19 protein-coding genes are annotated in these 22475 nt (G+C 62.2%); 9 read left to right on the top strand and 10 right to left on the bottom strand.

What is annotated here, in order from left to right:
- Positions 1 to 14: 14 nt before the first annotated feature.
- The 6 genes from ACSQ2W_RS09240 (at position 15) to ACSQ2W_RS09215 (ending at position 7612) form a co-directional block, all read left to right on the top strand.
- Entirely contained in the window at positions 15 to 911 is an 897-nt protein-coding gene (locus ACSQ2W_RS09240; protein WP_436085985.1) for a LysR family transcriptional regulator, read from the top strand.
- A gap of 197 nt (positions 912 to 1108) precedes the next feature.
- The gene (locus tag ACSQ2W_RS09235; protein ID WP_436085984.1) at positions 1109 to 1588 is read left to right on the top strand and encodes a formate dehydrogenase subunit gamma; all 480 of its coding nucleotides are present in this window, start codon (positions 1109 to 1111) and stop codon (positions 1586 to 1588) included.
- A complete protein-coding gene (locus ACSQ2W_RS09230) occupies positions 1585 to 3141 on the top strand; it encodes a formate dehydrogenase beta subunit (RefSeq protein WP_436085983.1) in 1557 nt (518 codons plus the stop codon). The genes ACSQ2W_RS09235 and ACSQ2W_RS09230 overlap by 4 nt, the downstream gene beginning before the upstream one ends.
- A gap of 177 nt (positions 3142 to 3318) precedes the next feature.
- Positions 3319 to 6198: a formate dehydrogenase subunit alpha gene (gene fdhF, locus ACSQ2W_RS09225; RefSeq protein ID WP_436085982.1), complete on the top strand. Its 2880-nt coding sequence runs from the start codon at positions 3319 to 3321 to the stop codon at positions 6196 to 6198.
- 300 nt (positions 6199 to 6498) lie between these two features.
- Positions 6499 to 7326: a formate dehydrogenase accessory sulfurtransferase FdhD gene (gene fdhD, locus ACSQ2W_RS09220; RefSeq protein ID WP_436085981.1), complete on the top strand. Its 828-nt coding sequence runs from the start codon at positions 6499 to 6501 to the stop codon at positions 7324 to 7326.
- Positions 7316 to 7612 carry a formate dehydrogenase subunit delta gene (locus ACSQ2W_RS09215; RefSeq protein ID WP_113002793.1) on the top strand — a complete coding sequence of 99 codons (297 nt, stop codon included), beginning with the start codon at positions 7316 to 7318 and terminating at the stop codon, positions 7610 to 7612. Before fdhD ends, ACSQ2W_RS09215 begins: the two co-directional genes overlap by 11 nt.
- Here the strand turns inward: ACSQ2W_RS09215 and ACSQ2W_RS09210 are convergent.
- Positions 7602 to 8033 (bottom strand): Lrp/AsnC family transcriptional regulator, encoded by a 432-nt coding sequence (locus tag ACSQ2W_RS09210; protein WP_113002792.1) that lies wholly within the window; start codon positions 8031 to 8033, stop codon positions 7602 to 7604. The two genes, ACSQ2W_RS09215 and ACSQ2W_RS09210, sit on opposite strands and share 11 nt — an antisense overlap.
- Positions 8034 to 8158: 125 nt before the next feature.
- Here ACSQ2W_RS09210 and ACSQ2W_RS09205 point away from each other — a divergent pair, with 125 nt between their 5' ends.
- Positions 8159 to 9262 (top strand): saccharopine dehydrogenase C-terminal domain-containing protein, encoded by a 1104-nt coding sequence (locus tag ACSQ2W_RS09205; protein ID WP_436085980.1) that lies wholly within the window; start codon positions 8159 to 8161, stop codon positions 9260 to 9262.
- A 178-nt stretch (positions 9263 to 9440) separates the two neighbouring features.
- Here ACSQ2W_RS09205 and ACSQ2W_RS09200 read toward each other — a convergent pair whose 3' ends face one another.
- From ACSQ2W_RS09200 to ACSQ2W_RS09165, 8 genes are all read right to left on the bottom strand, one after another.
- The gene (locus ACSQ2W_RS09200) at positions 9441 to 10868 is read right to left on the bottom strand and encodes a mannose-1-phosphate guanylyltransferase/mannose-6-phosphate isomerase (protein ID WP_436085979.1); all 1428 of its coding nucleotides are present in this window, start codon (positions 10866 to 10868) and stop codon (positions 9441 to 9443) included.
- Between the two features lie 243 nt (positions 10869 to 11111).
- Entirely contained in the window at positions 11112 to 11519 is a 408-nt protein-coding gene (locus ACSQ2W_RS09195) for a F0F1 ATP synthase subunit epsilon (protein WP_436079838.1), read from the bottom strand.
- A gap of 130 nt (positions 11520 to 11649) precedes the next feature.
- The gene (atpD, locus tag ACSQ2W_RS09190; protein ID WP_436085978.1) at positions 11650 to 13170 is read right to left on the bottom strand and encodes a F0F1 ATP synthase subunit beta; all 1521 of its coding nucleotides are present in this window, start codon (positions 13168 to 13170) and stop codon (positions 11650 to 11652) included.
- Positions 13171 to 13194: 24 nt separating this feature from the next.
- Entirely contained in the window at positions 13195 to 14079 is an 885-nt protein-coding gene (locus ACSQ2W_RS09185; protein WP_436085977.1) for a F0F1 ATP synthase subunit gamma, read from the bottom strand.
- Positions 14080 to 14106: 27 nt separating this feature from the next.
- A complete protein-coding gene (atpA, locus tag ACSQ2W_RS09180; protein ID WP_436085976.1) occupies positions 14107 to 15636 on the bottom strand; it encodes a F0F1 ATP synthase subunit alpha in 1530 nt (509 codons plus the stop codon).
- The gene (locus tag ACSQ2W_RS09175) at positions 15636 to 16202 is read right to left on the bottom strand and encodes a F0F1 ATP synthase subunit delta (protein WP_436087726.1); all 567 of its coding nucleotides are present in this window, start codon (positions 16200 to 16202) and stop codon (positions 15636 to 15638) included. The genes atpA and ACSQ2W_RS09175 overlap by 1 nt, the downstream gene beginning before the upstream one ends.
- Before the next feature lie 263 nt (positions 16203 to 16465).
- Complete coding sequence (locus ACSQ2W_RS09170; RefSeq protein ID WP_436085975.1) at positions 16466 to 16852, bottom strand: AGROH133_08824 family phage infection protein; 387 nt, start codon at positions 16850 to 16852, stop codon at positions 16466 to 16468.
- Positions 16853 to 17056: 204 nt separating this feature from the next.
- Complete coding sequence (locus ACSQ2W_RS09165) at positions 17057 to 19261, bottom strand: primosomal protein N' (protein ID WP_436085974.1); 2205 nt, start codon at positions 19259 to 19261, stop codon at positions 17057 to 17059.
- Between the two features lie 83 nt (positions 19262 to 19344).
- On the opposite strand from ACSQ2W_RS09165, the gene fsa reads away from it, so the two are divergent.
- The gene (fsa, locus tag ACSQ2W_RS09160) at positions 19345 to 19998 is read left to right on the top strand and encodes a fructose-6-phosphate aldolase (RefSeq protein WP_436085973.1); all 654 of its coding nucleotides are present in this window, start codon (positions 19345 to 19347) and stop codon (positions 19996 to 19998) included.
- 377 nt (positions 19999 to 20375) lie between these two features.
- On the opposite strand, the gene ACSQ2W_RS09155 is transcribed toward fsa, so the two are convergent.
- Positions 20376 to 21302, bottom strand: a complete 927-nt coding sequence (locus ACSQ2W_RS09155; protein WP_436085972.1) for a GNAT family N-acetyltransferase — start codon at positions 21300 to 21302, stop codon at positions 20376 to 20378.
- Between the two features lie 173 nt (positions 21303 to 21475).
- Here ACSQ2W_RS09155 and ACSQ2W_RS09150 point away from each other — a divergent pair, with 173 nt between their 5' ends.
- A complete protein-coding gene (locus ACSQ2W_RS09150) occupies positions 21476 to 22372 on the top strand; it encodes a tyrosine recombinase XerC (RefSeq protein WP_436087725.1) in 897 nt (298 codons plus the stop codon).
- Positions 22373 to 22475 lie beyond the last annotated feature (103 nt).

Genomic DNA, 22475 nt, shown 5'->3' with positions numbered 1-22475 from the left:
TCGGAGGGATCGACGTGATCGACAAGCTGGAATTCTTCATCGCCCTTGCCCAGGAGCGCCATTTCGGCCGCGCCGCCGAACAATGCGGCATCACCCAGCCGACGCTCTCGGCGGCGATCAAGCAGCTCGAAGATCAGCTCGGCGTCATGCTCGTCAATCGCGGCTCGCGCTATCAGAGCCTGACGCCGGAAGGCCAGCGCGTGCTGGAATGGGCCCGCCGGATCGTCGGCGACACGCGCACCATGCACGAGGAAATGCGCGCGGCGCGGCGCGGCCTTGTCGGTCACATCAGGCTGGCGGCGGTGCCCACCACGCTTGCCATGGTGCCGCGCATCACGGCCCCCTTCCAGGAGAAGCATCCGGAAGTGACCTTCTCGGTTCTCTCCACCACATCGCTCAAGATCCTCGGATTGCTGGAAAATCTCGAGATCGACGCCGGCCTGACTTATCTCGAGAACGAACCGCTCGGGCGCGTCACCAGCGTGCCGCTCCAGGTGGAGCGTTATCATCTCGTCACGGCCGCCGGAACGGAACTGGCGAATCGCGAAAGCGTGACGTGGAAGGAGGTCGGCGGTATTCGGCTTTGTCTATTGACCGCCGATATGCAGAACCGGCGCATCATCAACCAGCATTTCGCGGAAGCTGGCGTAACCGTCGCGCCGACGCTCGAATCGAACTCGATGATCGTGCTTTTCTCGCATGTGCGCACGGGTCACTGGTCCAGCATCATGCCCTACAACGTCGGGAAATCATTCGGGTTTCACGATGAAATCCGAATGATCCCGATCGTCGAACCGGACGCACAGCACACGGTCGGTCTGGTCGCAACGCATCGCGAGCCGTTCACCCCGCTCGTCTCCGCTCTTTTGCATGAAGCCCGCATTCTGGCCGAGGCGCAGTCGTTCCGATAGAGAATATCTATCGCCCGACGAAACACGCGTATTGACCCCTTCCGTAGCTACTGCAAAGCTCATTTCCTGCGCGATGCGTGATTGCGGCTTTGCCCTGACCGGCCGGATGTTCTTGGAGGAGCGCCGGTCAACGTGGTCCGGGCAGATTGCCCGTCATCGCCAAGCGAAATTAAGTTTCAGTTCGGGAGGTCTGAACGTTGAACCTGCATCTATCAAGCCGCGATATCGGCGTCCGGACGCTGGATATCGTCAGCGAGATGAAGTCGCTCGAAGGGCCGCTTCTGCCGATCCTGCATGAAATCCAGGCCGAGTTCGGCTATGTGCCGCAGGAGGCCCTGCCGATCATTGCGCGCGAGCTCAACCTGTCGCGCGCCGAAGTGCACGGCGTCGTGACCTTCTATCATGACTATCGCGACCACCCGGCAGGCCGGCATGTGCTGAAACTCTGTCGCGCCGAAGCCTGCCAGTCGATGGGCGGCGATCAACTCGCCGAACGGGTAAAATCCCTGCTCGGCATCGATTTCCACCAGACGACGCTCGACGGGGCAGTGACGCTCGAACCCGTCTATTGTCTTGGGCTCTGTTCCGCCGCACCCGCCGCGATGCTCGACGGCGAGGTGCATGGGCGGCTCGATGCGGATGCGGTAGATGGTCTCGTTGCGGAGGTGCGCGCATGACCGTCAGGATTTTCGTTCCCAAGGATGCGGCCGCGCTGGCGCTTGGCGCCGAACGGGTCGCCAAGGCGCTCGCAGGTGAAATCCAAGCGCGCGGCATCGACGCCACCATCGTGCGCAACGGGTCCCGCGGCCTGCACTGGCTGGAGCCGATGATCGAGGTCGAGACGCCCGAAGGCCGGATCGCCTATGGCCCGGTCAAGGCATCCGATGTCGCCTCCCTGCTCGACGCCGGACTGGCGACGGGCGGCAGCCACGCGCTCTGTCTCGGGAAGACCGAAGAACTGCCGTTCCTGAAAAGCCAGACGCGTCTGACCTTTGCCCGCTGCGGCATCATCGATCCGCTGTCGCTCAGCGACTACCGGGCGCATGACGGGCTGAAGGGCCTGGAGCGCGCCGTGACCCTGGCGCCTGCCGATATCGTCGCCCACGTGACCGAGAGCGGCCTTCGCGGCCGCGGCGGCGCCGGCTTCCCGACCGGCATCAAATGGAAGACGGTTCTCGACACGCCGGGTGCGCGAAAATACATCGTCTGTAATGCCGACGAGGGCGATTCGGGCACGTTTGCCGACCGGATGATCATGGAGGGCGATCCCTTCGTGCTGATCGAGGGCATGGCGATCGCCGGCATCGCGACCGGCGCCACCAAGGGCTTCGTCTATATCCGCTCGGAATATCCGCATGCGATCGCGACGATGACGCAAGCGGTCGAGATCGCCCACAGGGCCGGTGTGCTCGGCGCCTCGGTGCTCGGCTCGGCTCATGCCTTCGACATCGAGATCCGCACCGGCGCCGGCGCCTATGTCTGCGGCGAGGAAACGGCACTTCTGAACTCGCTTGAAGGCAAGCGCGGCATCGTACGCGCCAAGCCGCCGCTGCCCGCCCACAAGGGCCTGTTCGACTGTCCGACGGTCATCAACAACGTCATCTCGCTCGCCTCCGTGCCGATCATCCTGGACAAGGGACCGATCTACTACAAGGACTTCGGCATGGGCCGCTCGCGCGGCACGATCCCGATCCAGATCGCCGGCAATGTCAGGCATCGCGGGCTTTATGAAGCAGCCTTCGGCCTGACGCTGGGTGAGATCGTCGACGACATCGGCGGCGGAACGGCGTCCGGACGGCCGGTCAAGGCCGTACAGGTCGGCGGCCCGCTCGGCGCCTATTTCCCGCGCGCCCTGTTCGATACGCCGTTCGACTACGAAGCCTTCGCGGCAAAAGACGGCCTGATCGGCCATGCCGGCATCGTCGTTTTCGATGATGCCGCCGACATGCTGAAGCAGGCGCGTTTCGCCATGGAATTCTGCGCCGTCGAAAGCTGCGGCAAGTGCACGCCCTGCCGCATCGGCTCGACCCGCGGCGTCGAGGTAGCCGACAAGATCGCCCAGGGTATCGAACCGGAAAAGAACCGCGAACTGCTGACAGACCTCTGCAACACGATGAAATTCGGCTCGCTCTGCGCGCTGGGCGGCTTTACGCCCTACCCGGTGATGAGCGCGATGACCCATTTCCCGGACGATTTTTCACCGGTTCCGATGGTGGAGGCGGCGGAATGATGAGGAATTTTTCAGCAGGTTTGCCCCTCACCCTAGCCCTCTCCCCGCAAGCGGGGAGAGGGGACTACAGAGTTCGCCGCTTGTCCCTTCGCCCCGTTTACGGGGAGAAGGTGGCCGACAGGCCGGATGAGGGGCCCGTCTCCTCGCGGACCGCATCAAGTTTTTCGGGAGAAACCCATGCCCCTCATCTCTGAAATCGACTTCGGCACTCCCGCTTCCCGTTCGGAAAAGATGGTGACGCTCACCATCGACGGCAACGAGATCACCGTGCCCGAGGGCACCTCGATCATGCGGGCGTCGATGGAGGCCGGCATCGAGGTGCCGAAGCTGTGCGCTAGCGACATGATGGACTCCTTCGGCTCCTGCCGGCTCTGCCTGGTGGAAATCGAAGGCCGGGCCGGCATGCCCGCCTCCTGCACGACGCCGGTGGCACCCGGGATAAAGGTCTCTACCCAGACAGAGCGCCTGAAGGATGTCCGCCGCGGTGTCATGGAACTCTATATTTCCGACCATCCGCTCGACTGTCTGACCTGTGCCGCCAATGGCGACTGCGAGCTGCAGGATATGGCCGGCGCGGTCGGCCTGCGCGACGTGCGCTACGGCTATGACGGTGCAAATCACGTCAAGGCGCGCGACAATGGCGGCATCAACGTCAACTGGGCGCCAAAGGACGAATCCAACCCCTATTTCACCTTCGATCCGGCGAAATGCATCGTCTGTTCGCGCTGCGTGCGGGCCTGCGAAGAGGTTCAGGGCACGTTCGCGCTGACGATCGAGGGACGCGGATTCGACAGCCGCGTTTCGGCCGGCATGCATGAGAATTTCCTCGAGTCTGAATGCGTCTCCTGTGGCGCCTGCGTCCAGGCCTGTCCGACGGCGACGCTGACGGAAAAATCGGTGATCGAAATCGGCCAGCCGGAACATTCGGTCGTCACCACCTGCGCCTATTGCGGCGTCGGCTGCTCGTTCAAGGCGGAAATGCGCGGCGAAGAGCTGGTGCGCATGGTGCCCTGGAAGGATGGCCAGGCCAATCGCGGCCATTCCTGCGTCAAGGGCCGCTTCGCCTATGGCTATTCGACCCACAAGGAACGCATCCTCAACCCGATGATCCGCGAAAAGATCAGCGATCCCTGGCGCGAAGTGAGCTGGGAGGAGGCTCTTGCCCACACGGCCGCCGAATTCCGCCGCATCCAGTACCAGCACGGCCGCGATTCGGTCGGCGGCATCACCTCGTCGCGCTGCACCAATGAAGAAACCTATCTCGTCCAGAAGCTGGTCCGCGCCGGCTTCGGCAACAACAACGTCGACACCTGTGCTCGTGTCTGCCATTCGCCGACCGGCTACGGCCTCGGCGCGACCTTCGGCACGTCGGCCGGCACGCAGAATTTCGATTCGGTCGAACACACGGATGTCGTCATCATCATCGGCGCCAATCCGACCGACGGCCATCCGGTCTTTGCCTCGCGGCTGAAGAAGCGGCTGCGTCAGGGTGCCAAGCTGATCATCGTCGATCCGCGCCGCATCGACATGGTCTCCTCGCCGCACATCAAGGCATCGCATCACCTGCCGCTGCGCCCGGGCACCAACGTCGCGGTGATGACGTCGCTCGCTCATGTCATCGTTACCGAAGGCCTCTACGACGAGAAATTCATCCGCGAACGCTGCGACTGGTCGGAATTCGAGGACTGGGCGGCCTTCGTCGCCGAACCGCATCACAGCCCGGAAGAGGTCGAAAAGCTCTCCGGCGTCCCGGCCGAGGAAATCCGCGGCGCCGCCCGCCTGTTTGCCACCGGCGGCAATGGCTCGATCTATTACGGCCTCGGCGTCACCGAACACAGCCAGGGCTCGACCACGGTCATGGCGATCGCCAATTTGGCCATGGCGACGGGCAATATCGGCCGCCCCGGCGTCGGCGTGAACCCGCTGCGCGGCCAGAACAACGTCCAGGGTTCCTGCGACATGGGCTCGTTCCCGCACGAACTGCCGGGCTACCGCCACGTGTCCGACGACGCGACGCGCGACATCTTCGAAAAACTCTGGGGCGTGACGATTTCCAACGAGCCGGGCCTGCGCATCCCCAACATGCTGGATGCGGCCGTCGACGGCTCGTTCAAGGGCATCTACATCCAGGGCGAAGACATCCTGCAGTCCGACCCGGACACCAAGCATGTCTCGGCCGGTCTCGCCGCGATGGAATGCGTCGTCGTGCAGGACCTGTTCCTCAACGAAACGGCCAACTACGCGCATGTCTTCCTGCCCGGTTCGACCTTCCTTGAGAAGGACGGCACCTTCACCAATGCCGAGCGCCGCATCAACCGCGTTCGCAAGGTGATGACGCCGCGCAACGGCTATGCCGACTGGGAAGTGACCCAGAATCTGGCGCAGGCGATGGGCTTGAACTGGAACTACAGCCATCCGTCCGAGATCATGGACGAGATCGCGGCTACGACGCCGAGCTTTGCCATGGTCTCCTACGACTATCTCGAGAAGATGGGCTCGGTGCAGTGGCCCTGCAACGAGAAGGCGCCCCTTGGCTCGCCGATCATGCACGTCAACGGCTTCGTGCGCGGCAAGGGCAAGTTCATCCGCACCGAATATGTGGCGACCGACGAGAAGACCGGCCCGCGCTTCCCGCTGCTCCTTACCACCGGCCGTATCCTGTCCCAGTACAATGTCGGCGCCCAGACGCGGCGCACGGACAATGTCGTCTGGCACGAGGAGGACCGGCTGGAAATCCACCCGAACGATGCCGAAATGCGCGGCGTACGCGACGGCGACTGGGTGAAACTGATGAGCCGTTCCGGCGACACGACGCTCAGGGCCTTGATCACCGAGCGCGTCGCCCCCGGCGTCGTCTACACCACCTTCCATCACCCGACGACGCAGGCGAACGTCATCACCACCGACTTCTCCGACTGGGCAACCAACTGTCCGGAATATAAGGTGACGGCGGTGCAGGTCTCGCCCTCGAACGGCCCGTCGCAATGGCAGGTCGACTACGACGAACAGGCCCGCCAGTCTCGCCGGATCGCGGGCAAGATGGAGGCTGCGGAGTAGTTTTCGGATGATCGTGTTTGCCGCCTCCACCCCCCTCTGCCCTGTCGGGCATCTCCCCCTCAAGGGGGGAGATTGGCTGAGGCGTGCGCGGCACTCTCCCTCTTCTTCTCCCCAGCGGGGAGAAGGTGCCCGAAGGGCGGATGAGGGGGTGGTTCGGCATATTCTGTACACGCCCGTGACCACAAGGCTGCTTGTTAAACGGCCCTTCGCCACGGCTCGCCACCATAAGGTGGCTTTGCCCCCCTCATCCGGCGCTGTGCGCCACCTTCTCCGCGCTGGGGAGAAGAGGGAGCAAGCTACATGACCCAGTTCAAACTCACCCAGAAAGTCACCGAAACGGCCCGCCACAACGGCAAACTTGGCGCCGGGTCGCGCGTGGTTCCCGAAGAGACCCCAATTGCGCTTTCCTATGGCGGCTCCACCCATGCGGTGATGATGGCGACGCCCGGTGATTTCGAGGATTTCGCTGTCGGCTTCAGCCTGACGGAGGGGATCATTGCCGATCCCGCGCAGATCGAGACAATCGAAGCCGTTCCGGACGAAAAGGGCATCGACCTGCAGATTATCCTGAAAGGCGAGCAGAACGAGGCGCTCGTCGCCCGCCGCCGTCATATGGCTGGCCCTGTTGGCTGCGGTCTCTGCGGCATCGAATCGATCGAGCAGGCCGTGCGCAAAACGCCATCGGTCGCCGCTTCGCCGCTGCGGCTGACGGACGCGCAGATCGTCGAGGCCGTGGCACTGCTGAACGGCCAGCAGCCACTGCATTTCGAGACGCGGGCCGTGCACGGCGCCGGCTTCTATGTGCCCGGCAAGGGGCTGATCGCGGTCCGCGAGGATGTCGGCCGGCACAATGCACTGGACAAGCTGGTGGGTGCGGCGGCGCGGGCTGGTTATTCCGGCGCAAGCGGCGCCGTTATCGTCACCAGCCGCGTTTCCGTCGAGATGGTGCAGAAGACGGCCATCATCGGCAGCCCGTTCATCATCGCCATTTCCGCCCCGACGGCGCTTGCCATCCGCACCGCGGAAGACGCCGGCATGACGCTGATTGCGCTGGTGCGCGGCGCGGACTTCGAGATTTTCACACATTCAGACCGTATCCAGTCCGGAGCCATCGCCGATGTCGCTTGACAACACCAACGCCAAACTCGTGCGGATGGCGAACCAGATCGCCACCTTTTTCAAGTCGCAGCCGGAGGCCGAGCGCATCCACGGCGTGGCGATGCACATCAACAAGTTCTGGGAACCGCGCATGCGCAAGGCGTTCTTCGAGCTTGTCGAGCAGGGTGACGCAGGCTTCGACCCGATCGTGATCGCAGCCGCCGATATCATCAAACGGCCCGGCAGCCCGTCGCAACCGTCCGAAACGTCCGAACACATCGATCCGGCCATGCTGGAGGCTGGCTTCAGCGATTGATTCGCGTCGACAGGATGATTGACGACAGGGTCTTCTCGACACCGTCGATCTCGCCGATCCGGTCGATGACCAGATCAAGTTCGCTGATCGACGAGGCCGCAATGACGGCGATCAGGTCGAAGCTGCCACTCACAGAATGCAGCACCCGCACATCCTCGATGGCATGAAGATCCTGCGTGACCCGCGCCAGCGCCTTCGGCGCCAACGTGATCAACACATGTGCCTTGACCAGCCCCTTCTCGAAATCATCAGAGAGCCGCACGCCGTAGCCGGCGATCACGCCGTCGCGCTCCAGCCGCTCGATCTTGGCCTGCACGGTGGTGCGCGAAAGCCCGAGCTTGCGAGCGAGCAGCGCCGTCGGCATGCGGGCGTTTTCGCTGAGAATTGCAAGAAGCTGTCTGTCTTTGTCCGCCAACGTCATTAAGATCATCCTTGACGGCATATCGCCAATTTTTGCTCGGCATTTCTATCATATCGTAGCTTCATATCAACGGCCAGAACACCGATACTTGCGTCAGACAGATTCAAGTTTTGGGGGGACCTAATATGAAAAACATCGTCGTCATCGGAGCCGGCAAGATCGGCTCGACCATCGCCCGGCTTCTCGCTCATTCCGGCGATTATCACGTGACGCTGGCGGACCGCAGCACCGAACAACTCGCCATGATCGAAACGCATGACGCGATTACCACAGCGGAGATCGACATCGCCGACCGCGATGCACTGGTAGGCTTGCTCACCGGCAAGTTCGCGGTTCTGAGCGCCGCTCCATTCCATCTGACGATCGCGATCGCCGAAGCCGCCTCCAAGGCCGGTGTGCACTATCTCGATCTCACCGAAGACGTCGAATCAACCCGCCGGGTGAAGGCCATCGCCGAAACGGCGAATACCGCCTTCATTCCGCAGTGCGGCCTGGCGCCGGGCTTCATCTCGATCGTCGCCAATGACCTCGCCACTCATTTCGACACGCTCGACAGCGTGCGCATGCGCGTCGGCGCCCTGCCGCAGTATCCCTCCAACGCGCTCAACTACAACCTGACTTGGAGCACGGACGGCGTCATCAACGAATATATCGAGCCCTGCGAGGCAATCGTCGAGGGCCAGCTCATCGAAGTTCCAGCTCTCGAAGAACGTGAAGAGTTTTCGCTCGACGGCGTCACCTACGAGGCTTTCAACACCTCCGGCGGCCTCGGCACGCTGTGCGAGAGCCTCAAGGGCAAGGTCCGCACGCTCAATTACCGCACCATCCGCTATCCCGGCCATGCCGCCATCATGAAGGCGCTGCTCAACGATCTTGGCCTGCGCCATCGCCGTGAAGTGCTGAAGGACATCTTCGAAAACGCACTGCCCTCGACCATGCAGGATGTCGTCATCATCTTCGTGACCGTCGCCGGCCGCAAGGATGGCCGCCTGGTTCAGGAAACCTATGCCAACAAGGTCTACAGCGCCGTCATCGCCGGCCGCATGATGAGCGCCATCCAGATCACCACAGCCTGCAGCATCTGCGCCGTGCTCGACATGCTGGCCAAGGGCGAACTGCCGTCGAACGGCTTCATCCGCCAGGAGGAAATCGGCCTCGACGCTTTCCTCAAGAGCCGTTTCGGCCATTACTACGAGCAGAAGGCCTACGCGGATAAAATGGCAGGCTGACCGGCGGGGAGCGCGGCGATTTTCCACAGGACAGCATCGGGAAGCCCCCCTCTGTCACTTCGTGACATCTCCCCCTCAAGGGCAGGGCAATCGCATATGGATTTGCGGCTTTCTCCCTCTTCTCCCCAGCGGGGAGAAGGTGGCCCGAAGGGCCGGATGAGGGCCATACCCCGAAACTCTAGGTCCGGCCGAATTCGTCGGCCAGCCGGACGGTATCGTCGTCCTTGAGGTAGGAGCCTGTCTGCACCTCGATCAGTTCCAGCGGGATTTTGCCGGGGTTGGTCAGCCGGTGCACGACGCCTTGCGGGATATAGACGGACTGGTTTTCATGCAGCAGGCGGGTCTCGCCACCGACGGTGATTTCCGCCGTACCGCGCACGACGATCCAGTGTTCCGAACGATGATGATGCTTCTGCAGGGAGATCTTGCGGCCGGGTCTGACATGCAGCCGCTTCACTTCGAAGCGTTCGCCGCTCAGCACCGTGGAGACATCACCCCAGGGGCGATAGGAGGTCGGGTGTGTTTCCGTCAGCGGACGCGTCTTTGCCGACAGGGCAAGTCTCTTGACGATTTTACCAACGTCCTGGCTGTCCTTGAGGTGTCCAACGTACACGGCGTCTTCGCTGGCGATAACGGCGACATCCTCCAGCCCGTGAACGGCGAGATGGATATCCCGCGACAGCACGAGAGAGTTGCGGGTGTTGCTCACCGAAGCGTTTTCGCCAACGACGTTGCCCTGCTCGTCTTTTTCGCCGATGGCCCACACGGAGTCCCAACTGCCGAGGTCGGACCAGCTGAAGGATGATGGAACGACCGCCGCATCGGGCGTGTTTTCAAAGACCGCGTAGTCCACCGAAATATCCGGTGCCTGCGAGAAAGCAGCCTCATCAAGGCGGTCGAAATCGAGATCGTGCTTCGTCCCTTGTATCGCCCGCTGTGCCGCATCGTGCACAGCCGGCGCGAAACGCAGGATTTCGCCCAGGAACTTACCGACGGGCAGCATGAACATGCCGGAGTTCCAGAGATAACGGCCGCTTGCCAGCAACTCCTCGGCGCGCTCGCGGTTCGGCTTCTCGACGAAGCGCGCGACGGTTTTCGCTCCGGTCTCCAGATCATCGCCGGTTTCGATGTAGCCATAGCCGGTGGCCGGTTCCGTCGGTTGGATGCCGAACGTCACCAGCTTTCCGGACTTGGCGGTCTCGCGGGCAATGCGGATGCAATCGAAATAGTGTTCTCCGGCGTCGATCTCGTGATCCGACGCGAGAACCTGCATGACCGCGTCCTCGCCATATTCACGCAGGACGGCGAAGGCGGCGGCGGCAAGCGCCGGCGCCGTGTTGCGGGCGATCGGCTCAAGCAGGATGCTCGACAGGGGCGCTTCGAGCGCGCGCGCCTGCTCGGCAACGATGAAGCGGAACTCCGCGTTGGTGACAATGACGGCCGGCGTGTACCATTCCGGATCCGCCACCCGCTGCAGGGTTTTCTGGAACAGCGAATGTTCGCCGAGAAACTGGAGAAACTGCTTGGGCGCCGCCGACCGCGACAGCGGCCACAGCCGCGTTCCCTTGCCGCCGGCCATGATGACCGGCACGATCTTCGAAGACATGCGCATCCTCTTGTCTCTTGTCGGGCCGTCCGCCCGAAATATCAAAAAATGCCTGCGCGCGCAGCCTAACGGAAAGCGAAGGTATATAAAACATTTCGTGGATGCGAAAATTTACAAAATCAAAGCGTTGCCACAGCGATGCCCGGTCCGAAAGGCGGCGGGTTCGTCGCATATGGTGAACATCGAAATCAAAGGCATAAAAAACCCCGCCGGAGCGGGGTTGGAACGTCATTGACGCTGCTTTCAGAAGGCGACGAGAATGCCGTTCAGCTGGGTAAGCTCGGTCAGGAACGTCTCGACGCGCGTACGCTGCTCATCGCTATGCGCGATGTCTTCGAGTTCGATCTTCGCTGCCTCGATGCGCTTCTCGATCAGGTTGCGATCAAGCTCCTCGGCCGGAACGGCAGATTCGGCGAGCAGCGTGCAGCCCGTCGGCAGGATGTCGGCGAAACCACCGAACACGACGTAACGGCTGACCTTGCCGTCGGCGGCCTTGACGGTCACGATGCCCGGCTTGATCGTCGTCATCGTCGGCGCGTGATTGGCCATGACGGTCATCTCGCCTTCCGTTGCCGGAATGACGACTTCGCTGACGCGCTCGGACAGCAGAAGGCGTTCCGGAGAGACGAGTTCGAAATTGAAATCAGCCATGATCATTCGCTTCTTTTGGAGCTACCGGCCAAATCCGCCGGCAGAGAATTCCGTTCGGCGCAGCCGGATCTTCCCAGCCGCAGCGATTGACGAACGGGGCGCGCCATTCGGGCGCCCCGTTCGAAATTCATCAAGCAGCTTCGGCAGCCAGCTTCTTGGCCTTTTCGATCGCTTCCTCGATGGAGCCGACCATGTAGAAGGCGGCTTCCGGAAGGTGGTCGTAATCGCCATTCACGAGGCCCTTGAAGCCCTTGATCGTGTCCTCGAGAGCTACCAGCTTGCCCGGCGAACCGGTGAAAACTTCGGCGACGAAGAACGGCTGCGACAGGAAGCGCTCGATCTTGCGGGCGCGGGCAACGGCCAGCTTGTCTTCTTCCGACAGTTCGTCCATGCCGAGGATGGCGATGATGTCCTGAAGCGACTTGTAGCGCTGCAGGGTCGTCTGCACCTTGCGCGACACTTCGTAATGCTCTTCGCCGACAACCATCGGGTCGAGCATGCGCGAGGTCGAGTCGAGCGGGTCCACGGCCGGGTAGATACCCTTTTCAGCGATCGAGCGCGACAGAACGGTCGTTGCGTCCAGGTGGGCGAACGAGGTTGCCGGCGCCGGGTCGGTCAAGTCGTCGGCCGGGACGTAGATGGCCTGAACCGAGGTGATCGAGCCCTTGGTCGTCGTGGTGATGCGTTCCTGCATCTGGCCCATGTCGGTGGCGAGCGTCGGCTGATAACCCACGGCCGAAGGAATACGGCCGAGAAGAGCCGACACTTCGGAACCTGCCTGGGTGAAGCGGAAGATGTTGTCCACGAAGAACAGAACGTCCTGGCCTTCGTCGCGGAACTGCTCGGCGATCGTCAGACCCGTGAGCGCAACGCGAGCGCGGGCGCCCGGCGGTTCGTTCATCTGGCCGTAAACGAGGGCAGCCTTGGAGCCTTCGCCGCCGCCATGCTTGTTAACGCCGGATTCGATCATTTCGTGGTAGAGGTCGTTGCCTTCGCGGGTACGCTCACCCACGCCGGCAAACACCGAGTAACCACCATGCGCCTTGGCGACGTTGTTGATCAATTCCATGATGAGAACGGTCTTGCCAACGCCGGCGCCGCCGAACAGGCCGATTTTGCCGCCCTTGGCGTAGGGAGCCAGGAGGTCGACGACCTTGATGCCGGTGACCAGGATCTGTGCTTCGGTCGACTGTTCGACGTAGGACGGCGCTTCCTGGTGGATGGCGCGCTTGCCGGAGGTGACCAGCGGGCCGGCTTCGTCAACCGGCTCGCCGATGACGTTCATGATGCGGCCGAGGGTTTCGAGACCAACCGGAACGGTGATCGGGGAACCCGTATCGGTCACCGGCTGACCGCGAACCAGACCTTCGGTCGAGTCCATGGCGATCGTGCGGACCGCGTTCTCGCCGAGGTGCTGGGCAACTTCGAGAACAAGGCGGTTGCCGTGGTTGTCGGTTTCCAGCGCGTTCAGGATCTGCGGCAGCTGACCTTCTTCGAAAGTCACGTCGACAACGGCGCCGATGACCTGCGTCACGCGCCCGACGGCGCCGGTTGCAGCAACAACGGCCGGAGCCTTGACGGCCGCTGCCTTCTTCGGAGCGGCGGGCTTCTTAGCCGCTGCTGTATCTGTGGGGGTAGCTGCCTTAGCCATAATCCTTACCCTCTTTCCGTAACCTTAGAGCGCTTCCGCGCCCGAAATGATTTCAATGAGTTCCTTGGTGATCTGAGCCTGGCGCTGACGGTTGTAGGAGAGCGTCAGCTTGTTGATCATTTCACCGGCATTGCGCGTGGCGTTGTCCATCGCGCTCATCTTGGCACCCATTTCACCGGCAACATTTTCGAGCAGAGCTCGGAAAACCTGCACCGAAATGTTGCGCGGAATGAGATCGCTGAGGATCTCGCCCGCGTCGGGCTCATATTCGTAGATCGCCGCGGCACCCGCTTCCGTCGAAGCCGCCTCTGCCGGAACGGCAGCGGGGATCAGTTGGAGCGCGGAGGGAACCTGGCTGATAACCGACTTGAACTCCGAATAGAACAGCGTGCAGACATCGAACTCGTCCTTTTCGAACAGGCCGATGATCGTCTTGCCGATCTGGTCGGCGTTTTCGAAGCCGATCTTCTTGACTTCACGCAGGTCGACGCGGTCGATGATCAGCGAGGCGAATTCGCGGCGCAGGATATCGAAGCCCTTCTTGCCAACGCAGATGATCTTCACCGTCTTGCCTTCGGCAAGCAGCTTGCGCACGTGGTCACGGGCGAAGCGGGCGATTTGGCTGTTGAAGCCGCCGCAAAGACCGCGCTCCGCCGTGCAGACCACGAGCAGATGCGTCTGGTCGCGGCCGTTGCCGGTCATCAGGCGCGGCGCGCTGTCGTCCGAGCCAACAGCCTGAGCGATGTTCGAGAGAACCGCGCTCATCCGCTGCGAATAAGGCCGGGCGGCCTCGGCCGCCTCCTGGGCACGCCGAAGCTTCGCCGCGGCGACCATTTTCATCGCCTTGGTGATCTTCTGCGTCGCCTTGACGGAGGCGATCCTGTTTTTCAGATCCTTAAGTGAAGGCATCCGTTATCCGTCCTAAATGGAACCCGATCAGGCGAAGGATTTCGCGAAGGTGTCGATGGCAGCCTTAAGCTTGCCCTTCACATCATCGCTGATTGCCTTGTCCTTGCGGATAGCTTCAAGAATGTCCTTGCCTTCGGAACGCATGTACGACAGCAGACCCTGCTCGAACGCGCCAACCTTGTTGACGGCGATCTTGTCGAGGTAGCCGTTGACGCCGGCGAAGATGACCGCGACCTGCTCTTCCGTCTTCAGCGGCGAGAACTGCGGCTGCTTGAGGAGTTCGGTCAGGCGTGCGCCACGGTTCAGGAGGCGCTGCGTCGCAGCGTCGAGGTCCGAACCGAACTGGGCGAAGGCGGCCATTTCGCGATACTGGGCAAGCTCGCCCTTGATCGAGCCGGCAACCTGCTTCATCGCCTTGACCTGAGCGGCCGAACCGACGCGGGAGACCGACAGACCGACGTTCACGGCCGGGCGGATGCCCTGGTAGAACAGGTCGGTTTCAAGGAAGATCTGGCCGTCGGTGATCGAGATCACGTTGGTCGGGATGAACGCCGAAACGTCGTTGCCCTGCGTTTCGATGACCGGCAGAGCCGTCAGCGAACCGGCGCCCTTTTCGTCCGACAGCTTTGCAGCGCGTTCGAGAAGGCGGGAGTGCAGGTAGAAAACGTCGCCCGGGTAAGCTTCGCGGCCCGGCGGGCGGCGCAGCAGGAGCGACATCTGGCGGTAGGACACGGCCTGCTTGGACAGGTCGTCATAGCCGATCAGGGCGTGCATGCCGTTGTCACGGAAGTATTCACCCATGGCGCAACCGGCAAACGGTGCAAGGTACTGCATCGGAGCCGGATCGGAAGCCGTCGCTGCGACGATGATCGAATATTTCAGCGCGCCGCGCTCTTCAAGCACCTTGACGAACTGGGCAACAGTCGAACGCTTCTGGCCGATGGCGACGTAGACGCAGTACAGCTTCTCGCTGTCCGGACCGTTGTCGTGGATGGCCTTCTGGTTGAGGATCGTGTCCAGAATGATGGCGGTCTTGCCGGTCTGGCGGTCGCCGATGACGAGCTCGCGCTGACCGCGGCCGACGGGGATCAGGGCGTCGATGGCCTTGAGGCCGGTCGACATCGGCTCATGAACCGACTTGCGCGGGATGATGCCCGGAGCCTTGACGTCAACGCGCGAGCGCTGCTTGGCGTTGATCGGACCCTTGCCGTCGATCGGATTGCCGAGCGCGTCAACGACGCGGCCGAGCAGTTCCGGACCAACCGGAACGTCGACGATGGCGCCGGTCCGCTTGACGGTGTCGCCTTCTTTGATGCCGCGGTCGGCACCGAAGATAACCACACCGACGTTGTCGGCTTCAAGGTTCAGCGCCATGCCGCGAATTCCGCCCGGGAATTCAACCATCTCACCAGCCTGGACATTGTCCAGACCGTAGACGCGGGCAATACCGTCACCGACGGAGAGCACCTGACCGACTTCGGAGACGACTGCCTCCTGGCCGAAGTTTTTGATTTGATCTTTCAGAATTGCGGAAATTTCCGCGGCGCGGATATCCATCAGCCGACCTCTTTCAGTGCAAGCTTAAGGCTCGAGAGCTTTGTGCGAAGGGAAGTGTCAATCTGGCGGGACCCGACCTTGACGATCAAACCACCGAGAATAGACGGATCGACGGTGACGTTGACCGCCACGTCTTTGCCGGTGACGCCCTTGAGCGCCGCCTTCAATTCAGTTTGCTGCGCTGCCGTCAGCGCATGGGCAGAAGTCACTTCAGCGGCAACCTCGCCCCGATGACGGGCGGCGATCTCGCGATAGGACTTGACGATGCCAGGGACCGCGAACAGGCGGCGATTGCGTGCAACAACTTTCAGGAAGTTGCCAACCAGACCCGCGATGCCGGCCTTCGCGACGATCGCGGAAATGGCCTTGAACTGGTCGTCGGCGGAAAAGACCGGGCTGACAATGAGGCGTTTCAGATCGGCACTGTCATCGATCATGCGCTGGAACGTATCCAGATCAGACCCAACGCTCTCCACCGATCCCGCTTCCAGCGCGAGATCGAAAAGCGAAGACGCGTACCTTTCTGCAACACCGGAAATAAGCTGGGATGTGTCTGCCACGGGCACAAGCTTCTCTGATTTTAATCCAAGGGCGATGTCTGCGGAGAACCGTAAACCCAACACCTTGAATTTGTTGCGATATTTTCTTGAGCTACACAGGCCGGGCGGCCTGCTTCCCCCACAAGTCGCGGTTCGTCTAGCATAGGATATCTGGACTCGCAACACGCCAACCGCACGAATGCGCGATAAGTGTGCATCCTTTTGGCCGAATTTCGACAAAAATAGGGTATGAGCTGACGAGGTCTCCGTGTGCCCGTGCCAAAATGACCTCAGACAAGGCCGAAGACATAGGCCAGGGGCAAGGCCGCAAGCACGATCTGAACAATGAGGAACAACCAGTTCATGACCGTATTGCCATGATCCGACAGCATCGACAGCATGCGACCGAAGGCCGCGAGCGAAAAGGCAGCCCCGAGCGCCAGATAGACCATCGGCTGGGCGAGAAGGAGCGCGGCGATACCGAGCCCGAGATGAAAGCCGCCCATCGTCGAGCGCGCCTCGGCATAACCACCCCGCCGGCCTTCGCGCAGATCGATGCCGACGGCGCGATAGGCGATACCGGGCGCAAAGAGAAAGACAAGCCCGATCAGCGCCGTGACCACGGCCGCGCAAAATGCCAGGAATTCCCCCGTTTCCGTCGGAATATAGAACTCCATAGCCCGCCCCCCGCTTCAGCCTGATCCACCGATTCGCTTATCGCATAGCCGAATTCTTCCGGGAAGGCGATGACGGTCGTTTGCAACCCGCTACCCAGATCATCGCACATCTGTTTGGAATCCAGGGTATTATCCCTTTTGGCCTCAGATCCGTGAAGGAAGAATAATTCGGGCGGAGGGACGAGCGGCCTGTTACCGTCGCCTTTACAGAAAGCTCTGCGGATCGATGTCGAGCTGGACGCTGACCGAGCCGCGCACCTTCGGCCCGCTGGCGAGCATCGTTTTCACGAACGCCTGCATGTCGCTGTTGCGGCGGCCGTGCACCAGAAGCCGGAATCGGTGGCGCCCGCGGATCAGCGCCAGCGGCGCTTCGGCCGGCCCGAGAACGCTGATGCCGCTCACGCGGGGTGCCGCCTGCCGCAAGCCTCGCGCGTGCTCTTCCGCATCAGCGCGCGTATCGGCCGAGACGATGACGGAGGCCAGCCGTCCGAACGGCGGCAGAAGCGCCTTCTCGCGCTCATTGATCTCGCGCTCGTAAAATGCTTCCGAATCGCCCGAGACGATCGCCTGCATCACCGGATGCTGCGGCTGGTAGGTCTGCAGCAGGCCAAGGCTCTTCAGGCCGGTGCGCCCGGCCCGCCCCGTGACCTGGCTCAAGAGCTGGAACGTTCGCTCGGCAGCCCGCGGGTCGCCATTGGCAAGACCGATATCGGCATCGACGATGCCGACGAAGGTCATCATCGGAAAATTATGCCCCTTGGCGACGAGTTGGGTACCGACGACGATATCCGCCTCGCCGCGCGCAATGGCCTCCAGTTCCAGCCGCAGCCGCTTGACGCCCATCAGGTCGGAGGAGAGCACGATCGTGCGGGCCTCGGGAAAATGCCGGTCGACCTCCTCGGCGATGCGCTCGACGCCGGGCCCGCAGGCGACAAGATGATCGAAGGTGCCGCATTCCGGGCAACTCTCTGGCGTCCTTTGCGCATAGCCGCAATGATGACACTGGATCTGGCCGCGAAACCGGTGCTCGACCAACCAGCTCGAACAATCCGGGCACTGGAAGCGATGGCCGCAGACGCGGCAGAGCGTCAGCGGCGCATAACCACGGCGATTGAGGAACAATAGCGCCTGCTCGCCGCGCCCGACGGCCTTGCCGATCTGGTTGAGAAGAACCGGCGAGAGGAAGCCACCGCGCTCCGGCGGATGGCGGCGCATGTCGACGACACCGAGATCCGGAAGGGCGGCATCACCGAAGCGTGTCGGCAGGTGGATCGGTCTGTAGCGGCCGAGATCGCCGTTCACCCGGCTTTCGACCGACGGCGTCGCCGAGACGAGCACGATCGGAAAATCGCCAATGCGGGCACGCACGACCGCCATGTCGCGCGCATTATAGAAGACGCGGTCTTCCTGTTTGTAGGCCGGGTCATGCTCCTCGTCGACGATAATGAGGCCGAGATTTTCGAACGGCAGGAAAAGCGCGGAGCGGGCGCCGGCGACGACGCGCACGCCACCCTCCGTCACTTGCCGCCAGACTTTTTCACGCGTTCGCGGGGCGAGATCGGAGTGCCACTCGGCCGGCTTCGAGCCGAAGCGGTCCTGGAACCGTTCGAGGAAGCTCGCCGTCAGGGCGATTTCCGGCAAAAGGATCAGCACCTGCCTGCCAGCCTTCAGCGTCGCCGCGATCGCTTCGAAATAGACCTCGGTCTTGCCGGAGCCAGTGATACCGTCGATCAGCGAGACGGAAAAACCGCCTGCCGCCACGCTCTCCAGCAGGTCCTGCGCCGCCTGCTTCTGCGGTCCTTCGAGGCGATGCTCGACGTAATCCGGGTCCGGCGCAGCCACGACCGGCGGCGGCGCCATGAAGACGGTTTCGAACACCCCCTGCGCCACGAGCCCGTCAATGACGCTCGACGAGGTTCCCGCCGCATGGGCAAGGCCCGAGCGCGTCCAGGCAAAGCCGTTGTCGGCGGCGGCAATCACCCGTTCGCGCGCCGCAGTCATCCGTTCGGGCCGATGATCGGTGAGCCGCAGCCCCTCGATCATCGGCTCCGGATCGAAGGCGGCGGGCGCGCGCAGCGCCATGCGGGCAACAAGGCCGGGTGGCGAGACGGTGTAGGTGGCGACCCAGTCGAGGAAGGCGCGCATGTCTTTCCCGAGCGGCGGGCAATCGAAGACCTGGGTAATCGCCTTGAGCTTCTTCGGATCGACGCCGCCGTCATCCGTGCCGTCCCAGACGACGCCCATGACCTGGCGCGGTCCGAGCGGCACCTGTACGATCGATCCGGGTTCGACGGCCGTGCCTTCCGGCACCGCATAGGAGTAGGCTTTCGGAGCGGGCATCGGCACCAGCACGGGCACGACCCGGCGGGCGAACAGGCCGTCAAACAAATCGGTCGAATCTTCAGTCATCGGCCGTGACCTTGCCTGCGGATTGCGTTAAAGAAAACCCCCGAAACATCAAGCAGCCCCCCGCATCCCAAGGGAGAATACCCATGAAGTTTTTTGTCGATACAGCCGATGTGAACGAAATCCGGGAATTGAACGACCTCGGGCTCGTCGACGGCGTGACGACCAATCCGTCGCTGATCCTGAAATCCGGGCGCAACATCCTGGAAGTCACCAAGGAGATCTGCGGCATCGTCGAAGGCCCGGTTTCCGCCGAAGTCGCCGCCACCGACTATGAATCGATCATGAAGGAAGCGGCTGTCATCTCGAAGATCGCCGACAACATCTGCATCAAGCTGCCGCTGACGCTCGACGGCCTGAAGGCCTGCAAGAACCTCACGTCCGACGGTCACCAGACCAACGTAACGCTGTGCTTCTCGGCCAACCAGGCACTGCTCGCCGCCAAGGCCGGCGCCAGCTTCGTGTCGCCCTTCGTCGGCCGACTCGACGACATCGCCTTCGATGGCATGGACCTGATCCGCGAAATCCGCCAGATCTTCGACAATTACGGCTACGAGACCGAAATCCTCGCCGCCTCGATCCGCACCGTCAACCACGTCAAGGAAGCAGCCCTCATCGGCGCCGACGTCATCACGGCCCCGCCGGCAACGCTGAAGGCCCTCGTCAAGCACCCGCTGACCGACAAGGGTCTCGAAACCTTCCTCGCCGACTGGGCAAAGACCGGCCAGAAGATCGCCTGATTTTTTGGGGATGGAATGAATGAAGCCTCGCGAGACGATCGCGGGGCTTTTTTTTACGATAGCCGTTGAACTCCGAAATAAAATAAATTTCGCCACGTGAAAGCGGCCTCCCGCGAGGGGGAGACAGTGGCTGATGCGAGCTTGAAAATTCCGGATTTCACCGGCATCGACGTTGGCATCATGCAGCCAGCCTCACCCTTGGGATGGGCGGGCAGGTAACGTCCTCATCTAAGTGCTAAATTATATGATAATTGTGACTTTGTGATTAACCGCATCGGAATTGCGCTGTTCTTACAGGGGGTTGTCCGCAGCACGTCCTGTCGCCGGCGGGAGACGGCGACCTCTGCCGCTGGCACTGCGATCTCGCAACGAGGGATTTAAGCGAGTGCCGTTTTCGACGAAACAATCGGCTCGAACCTTGCATCGCCATCACGCGCCAGATCGAACACCGTGTGTCGCTCCAAGGCCCGCGTCACCTCGGCCGGATCGCCGTCGAGCGCATCGGACTCAATGAGATTGCCGATGGTGAAGTCAAAGATGTTGCCTTTCTTGTTCAAGAGTTCGTGGAACACCGTCATGTCGCGCAGTTCCGTCGACCATTTTGCCAGCCAGTAGAATAGGCCGGAATTGCGCGCCGCCATATGCACCGGCAAGATTGGCAGATCGTACTTGCGGGCAAAGCCGACGGCGGATGTCTTCCATGGGCGCTCGTTAAGCTTGCCGTCTCCCCAGTAGGCGATGCGGCCCGAGGGGAAAAGCACGGTCGCCTTGCCTTCCGAGATCGCCCGATTGGTGACCTGAAGCGTTTCACGCGTCTTCAGCTTCGTCTTGTAGTCCTCGCGCCATTCGACCGGAATGACCATTTCCACCAGACGCGGATTGATCCGGATCGCATCGCGATTGGCGAAGAACATCATGTCGGGACGGCGCTGTTTCAAGAGGTCGAAAACGGCGACACCGTCGGCGATCCCGGTCGGATGGTTGCTGACCAGCAGGAAACCGCCCTTTTGCGGAATACGCTCTGCGTTGCGGGCACGGATATCGAGGGCGAGGATCTCGCTTAAATACTGGAAGGCGTGAAAGCCCGGCAGGTTGGCGACGCTGTCGGCAAACTCGATGGCCTTGCGATAGTTCAAGACCGTATAGAGAAACGGCCGCATCATCGGCCAGAGCGGATGCCTGACGATGCGCTCACCGCGCTCTGCAATCAGCGTATCGACGATATGCCCCGGCTGGCCCTGCGATACCAGGGCGATCGCCTCCGCAAAATAGGTGAAACCGGTTGCCGAATCGCGTCTTGCCATCTTTTTCCCGCCTCGTGCGGCCTCAGCTATTGCAGTTGAATATGATCCGAACATGACAATTTCCAAGGGCCATTAGGAAAAACATAACGGCATCAGGAGCAGAGTTGCGGGCAACCAGACATCAGGAAAGCAAGCGCGTGAACGAACTGCTGATCATTGGCCATCCGGAACTGATGGCGGAGCGCCAGCGCTGGCTGGCGGGGCTTAGCGACGAACGGCGCCTGTCGGACAAGACCGTCGAGGCCTACGAGCGCGACACGCGGCAGTTCCTGCATTTCCTGACCGGCCACCTGAGTGGGCCGGTCCGCTTGAGCGATATCCACTCGCTCCGCCCCGGCGACCTGCGCGGTTTCCTTGCCGCCCGCAGGAAAGCGGGAGCTGGCGCGCGAACGCTCGGCCGCGGGCTTGCGGGGCTTCGCTCCTTCCTGCGGCATCTGGAAAAGAAGGGGCTTGCCAATGCAGCGGGCGCCTCCGCCGTTCGCTCACCGAAACAGCCGAAGTCGCTGCCGAAGCCGCTGACGGACAAGGACGCCTTGACCGTCGTCACCCATGAGGCACTTTCCGAGGAGCCATGGATTGCCGCGCGCAACGCCGCCGTGCTCACCCTGCTTTACGGCTGCGGCCTGCGCATCTCCGAAGCGCTCGACCTGACACCATCAGATTTTTCAGGCGCGCCAACGGCGCTGCGCATTCACGGCAAGGGCGGCAAGACCCGCGTGGTGCCGCTGCTCGCGGCGGCGATCGATGCCGTCAGGGCATATGAAAAACTCTGCCCCTGTCACCTCGTGCAGGATGGCCCGCTGTTTCGTGGCGCCAAGGGTGGCAAGCTGCAGGCGGCGATCATCCAACGCGAGATGCAGAGGCTGCGCGGCGCCCTCGGCCTGCCGGATACCGCGACGCCGCATGCGCTGCGCCACTCCTTCGCCACGCATCTTCTGGCCGGCGGCGGCGATCTGAGGACCATTCAGGAACTTCTCGGCCATGCCAGCCTTTCGACCACCCAGGTCTATACCGGGGTCGATTCCGCCCGGCTTCTGGAAATCTACGACCGGGCGCATCCGCGCGCCTGAATTTTGCCTTCGTGGGAGCATTAACCAGCTTTGTTAAATGGACCGTGAGGCCTGCACGTTAGGGTCGGTGCGATGAGCACATCACACACAGGCCCATCACACA

Source organism: Pararhizobium sp. LjRoot255 (genome assembly GCF_964252905.1).
Classification (GTDB): domain Bacteria; phylum Pseudomonadota; class Alphaproteobacteria; order Rhizobiales; family Rhizobiaceae; genus Pararhizobium.
The sequence above is the reverse complement of the archived record's forward strand: the minus strand, read 5'-3'. Positions and strand labels throughout refer to the sequence as shown.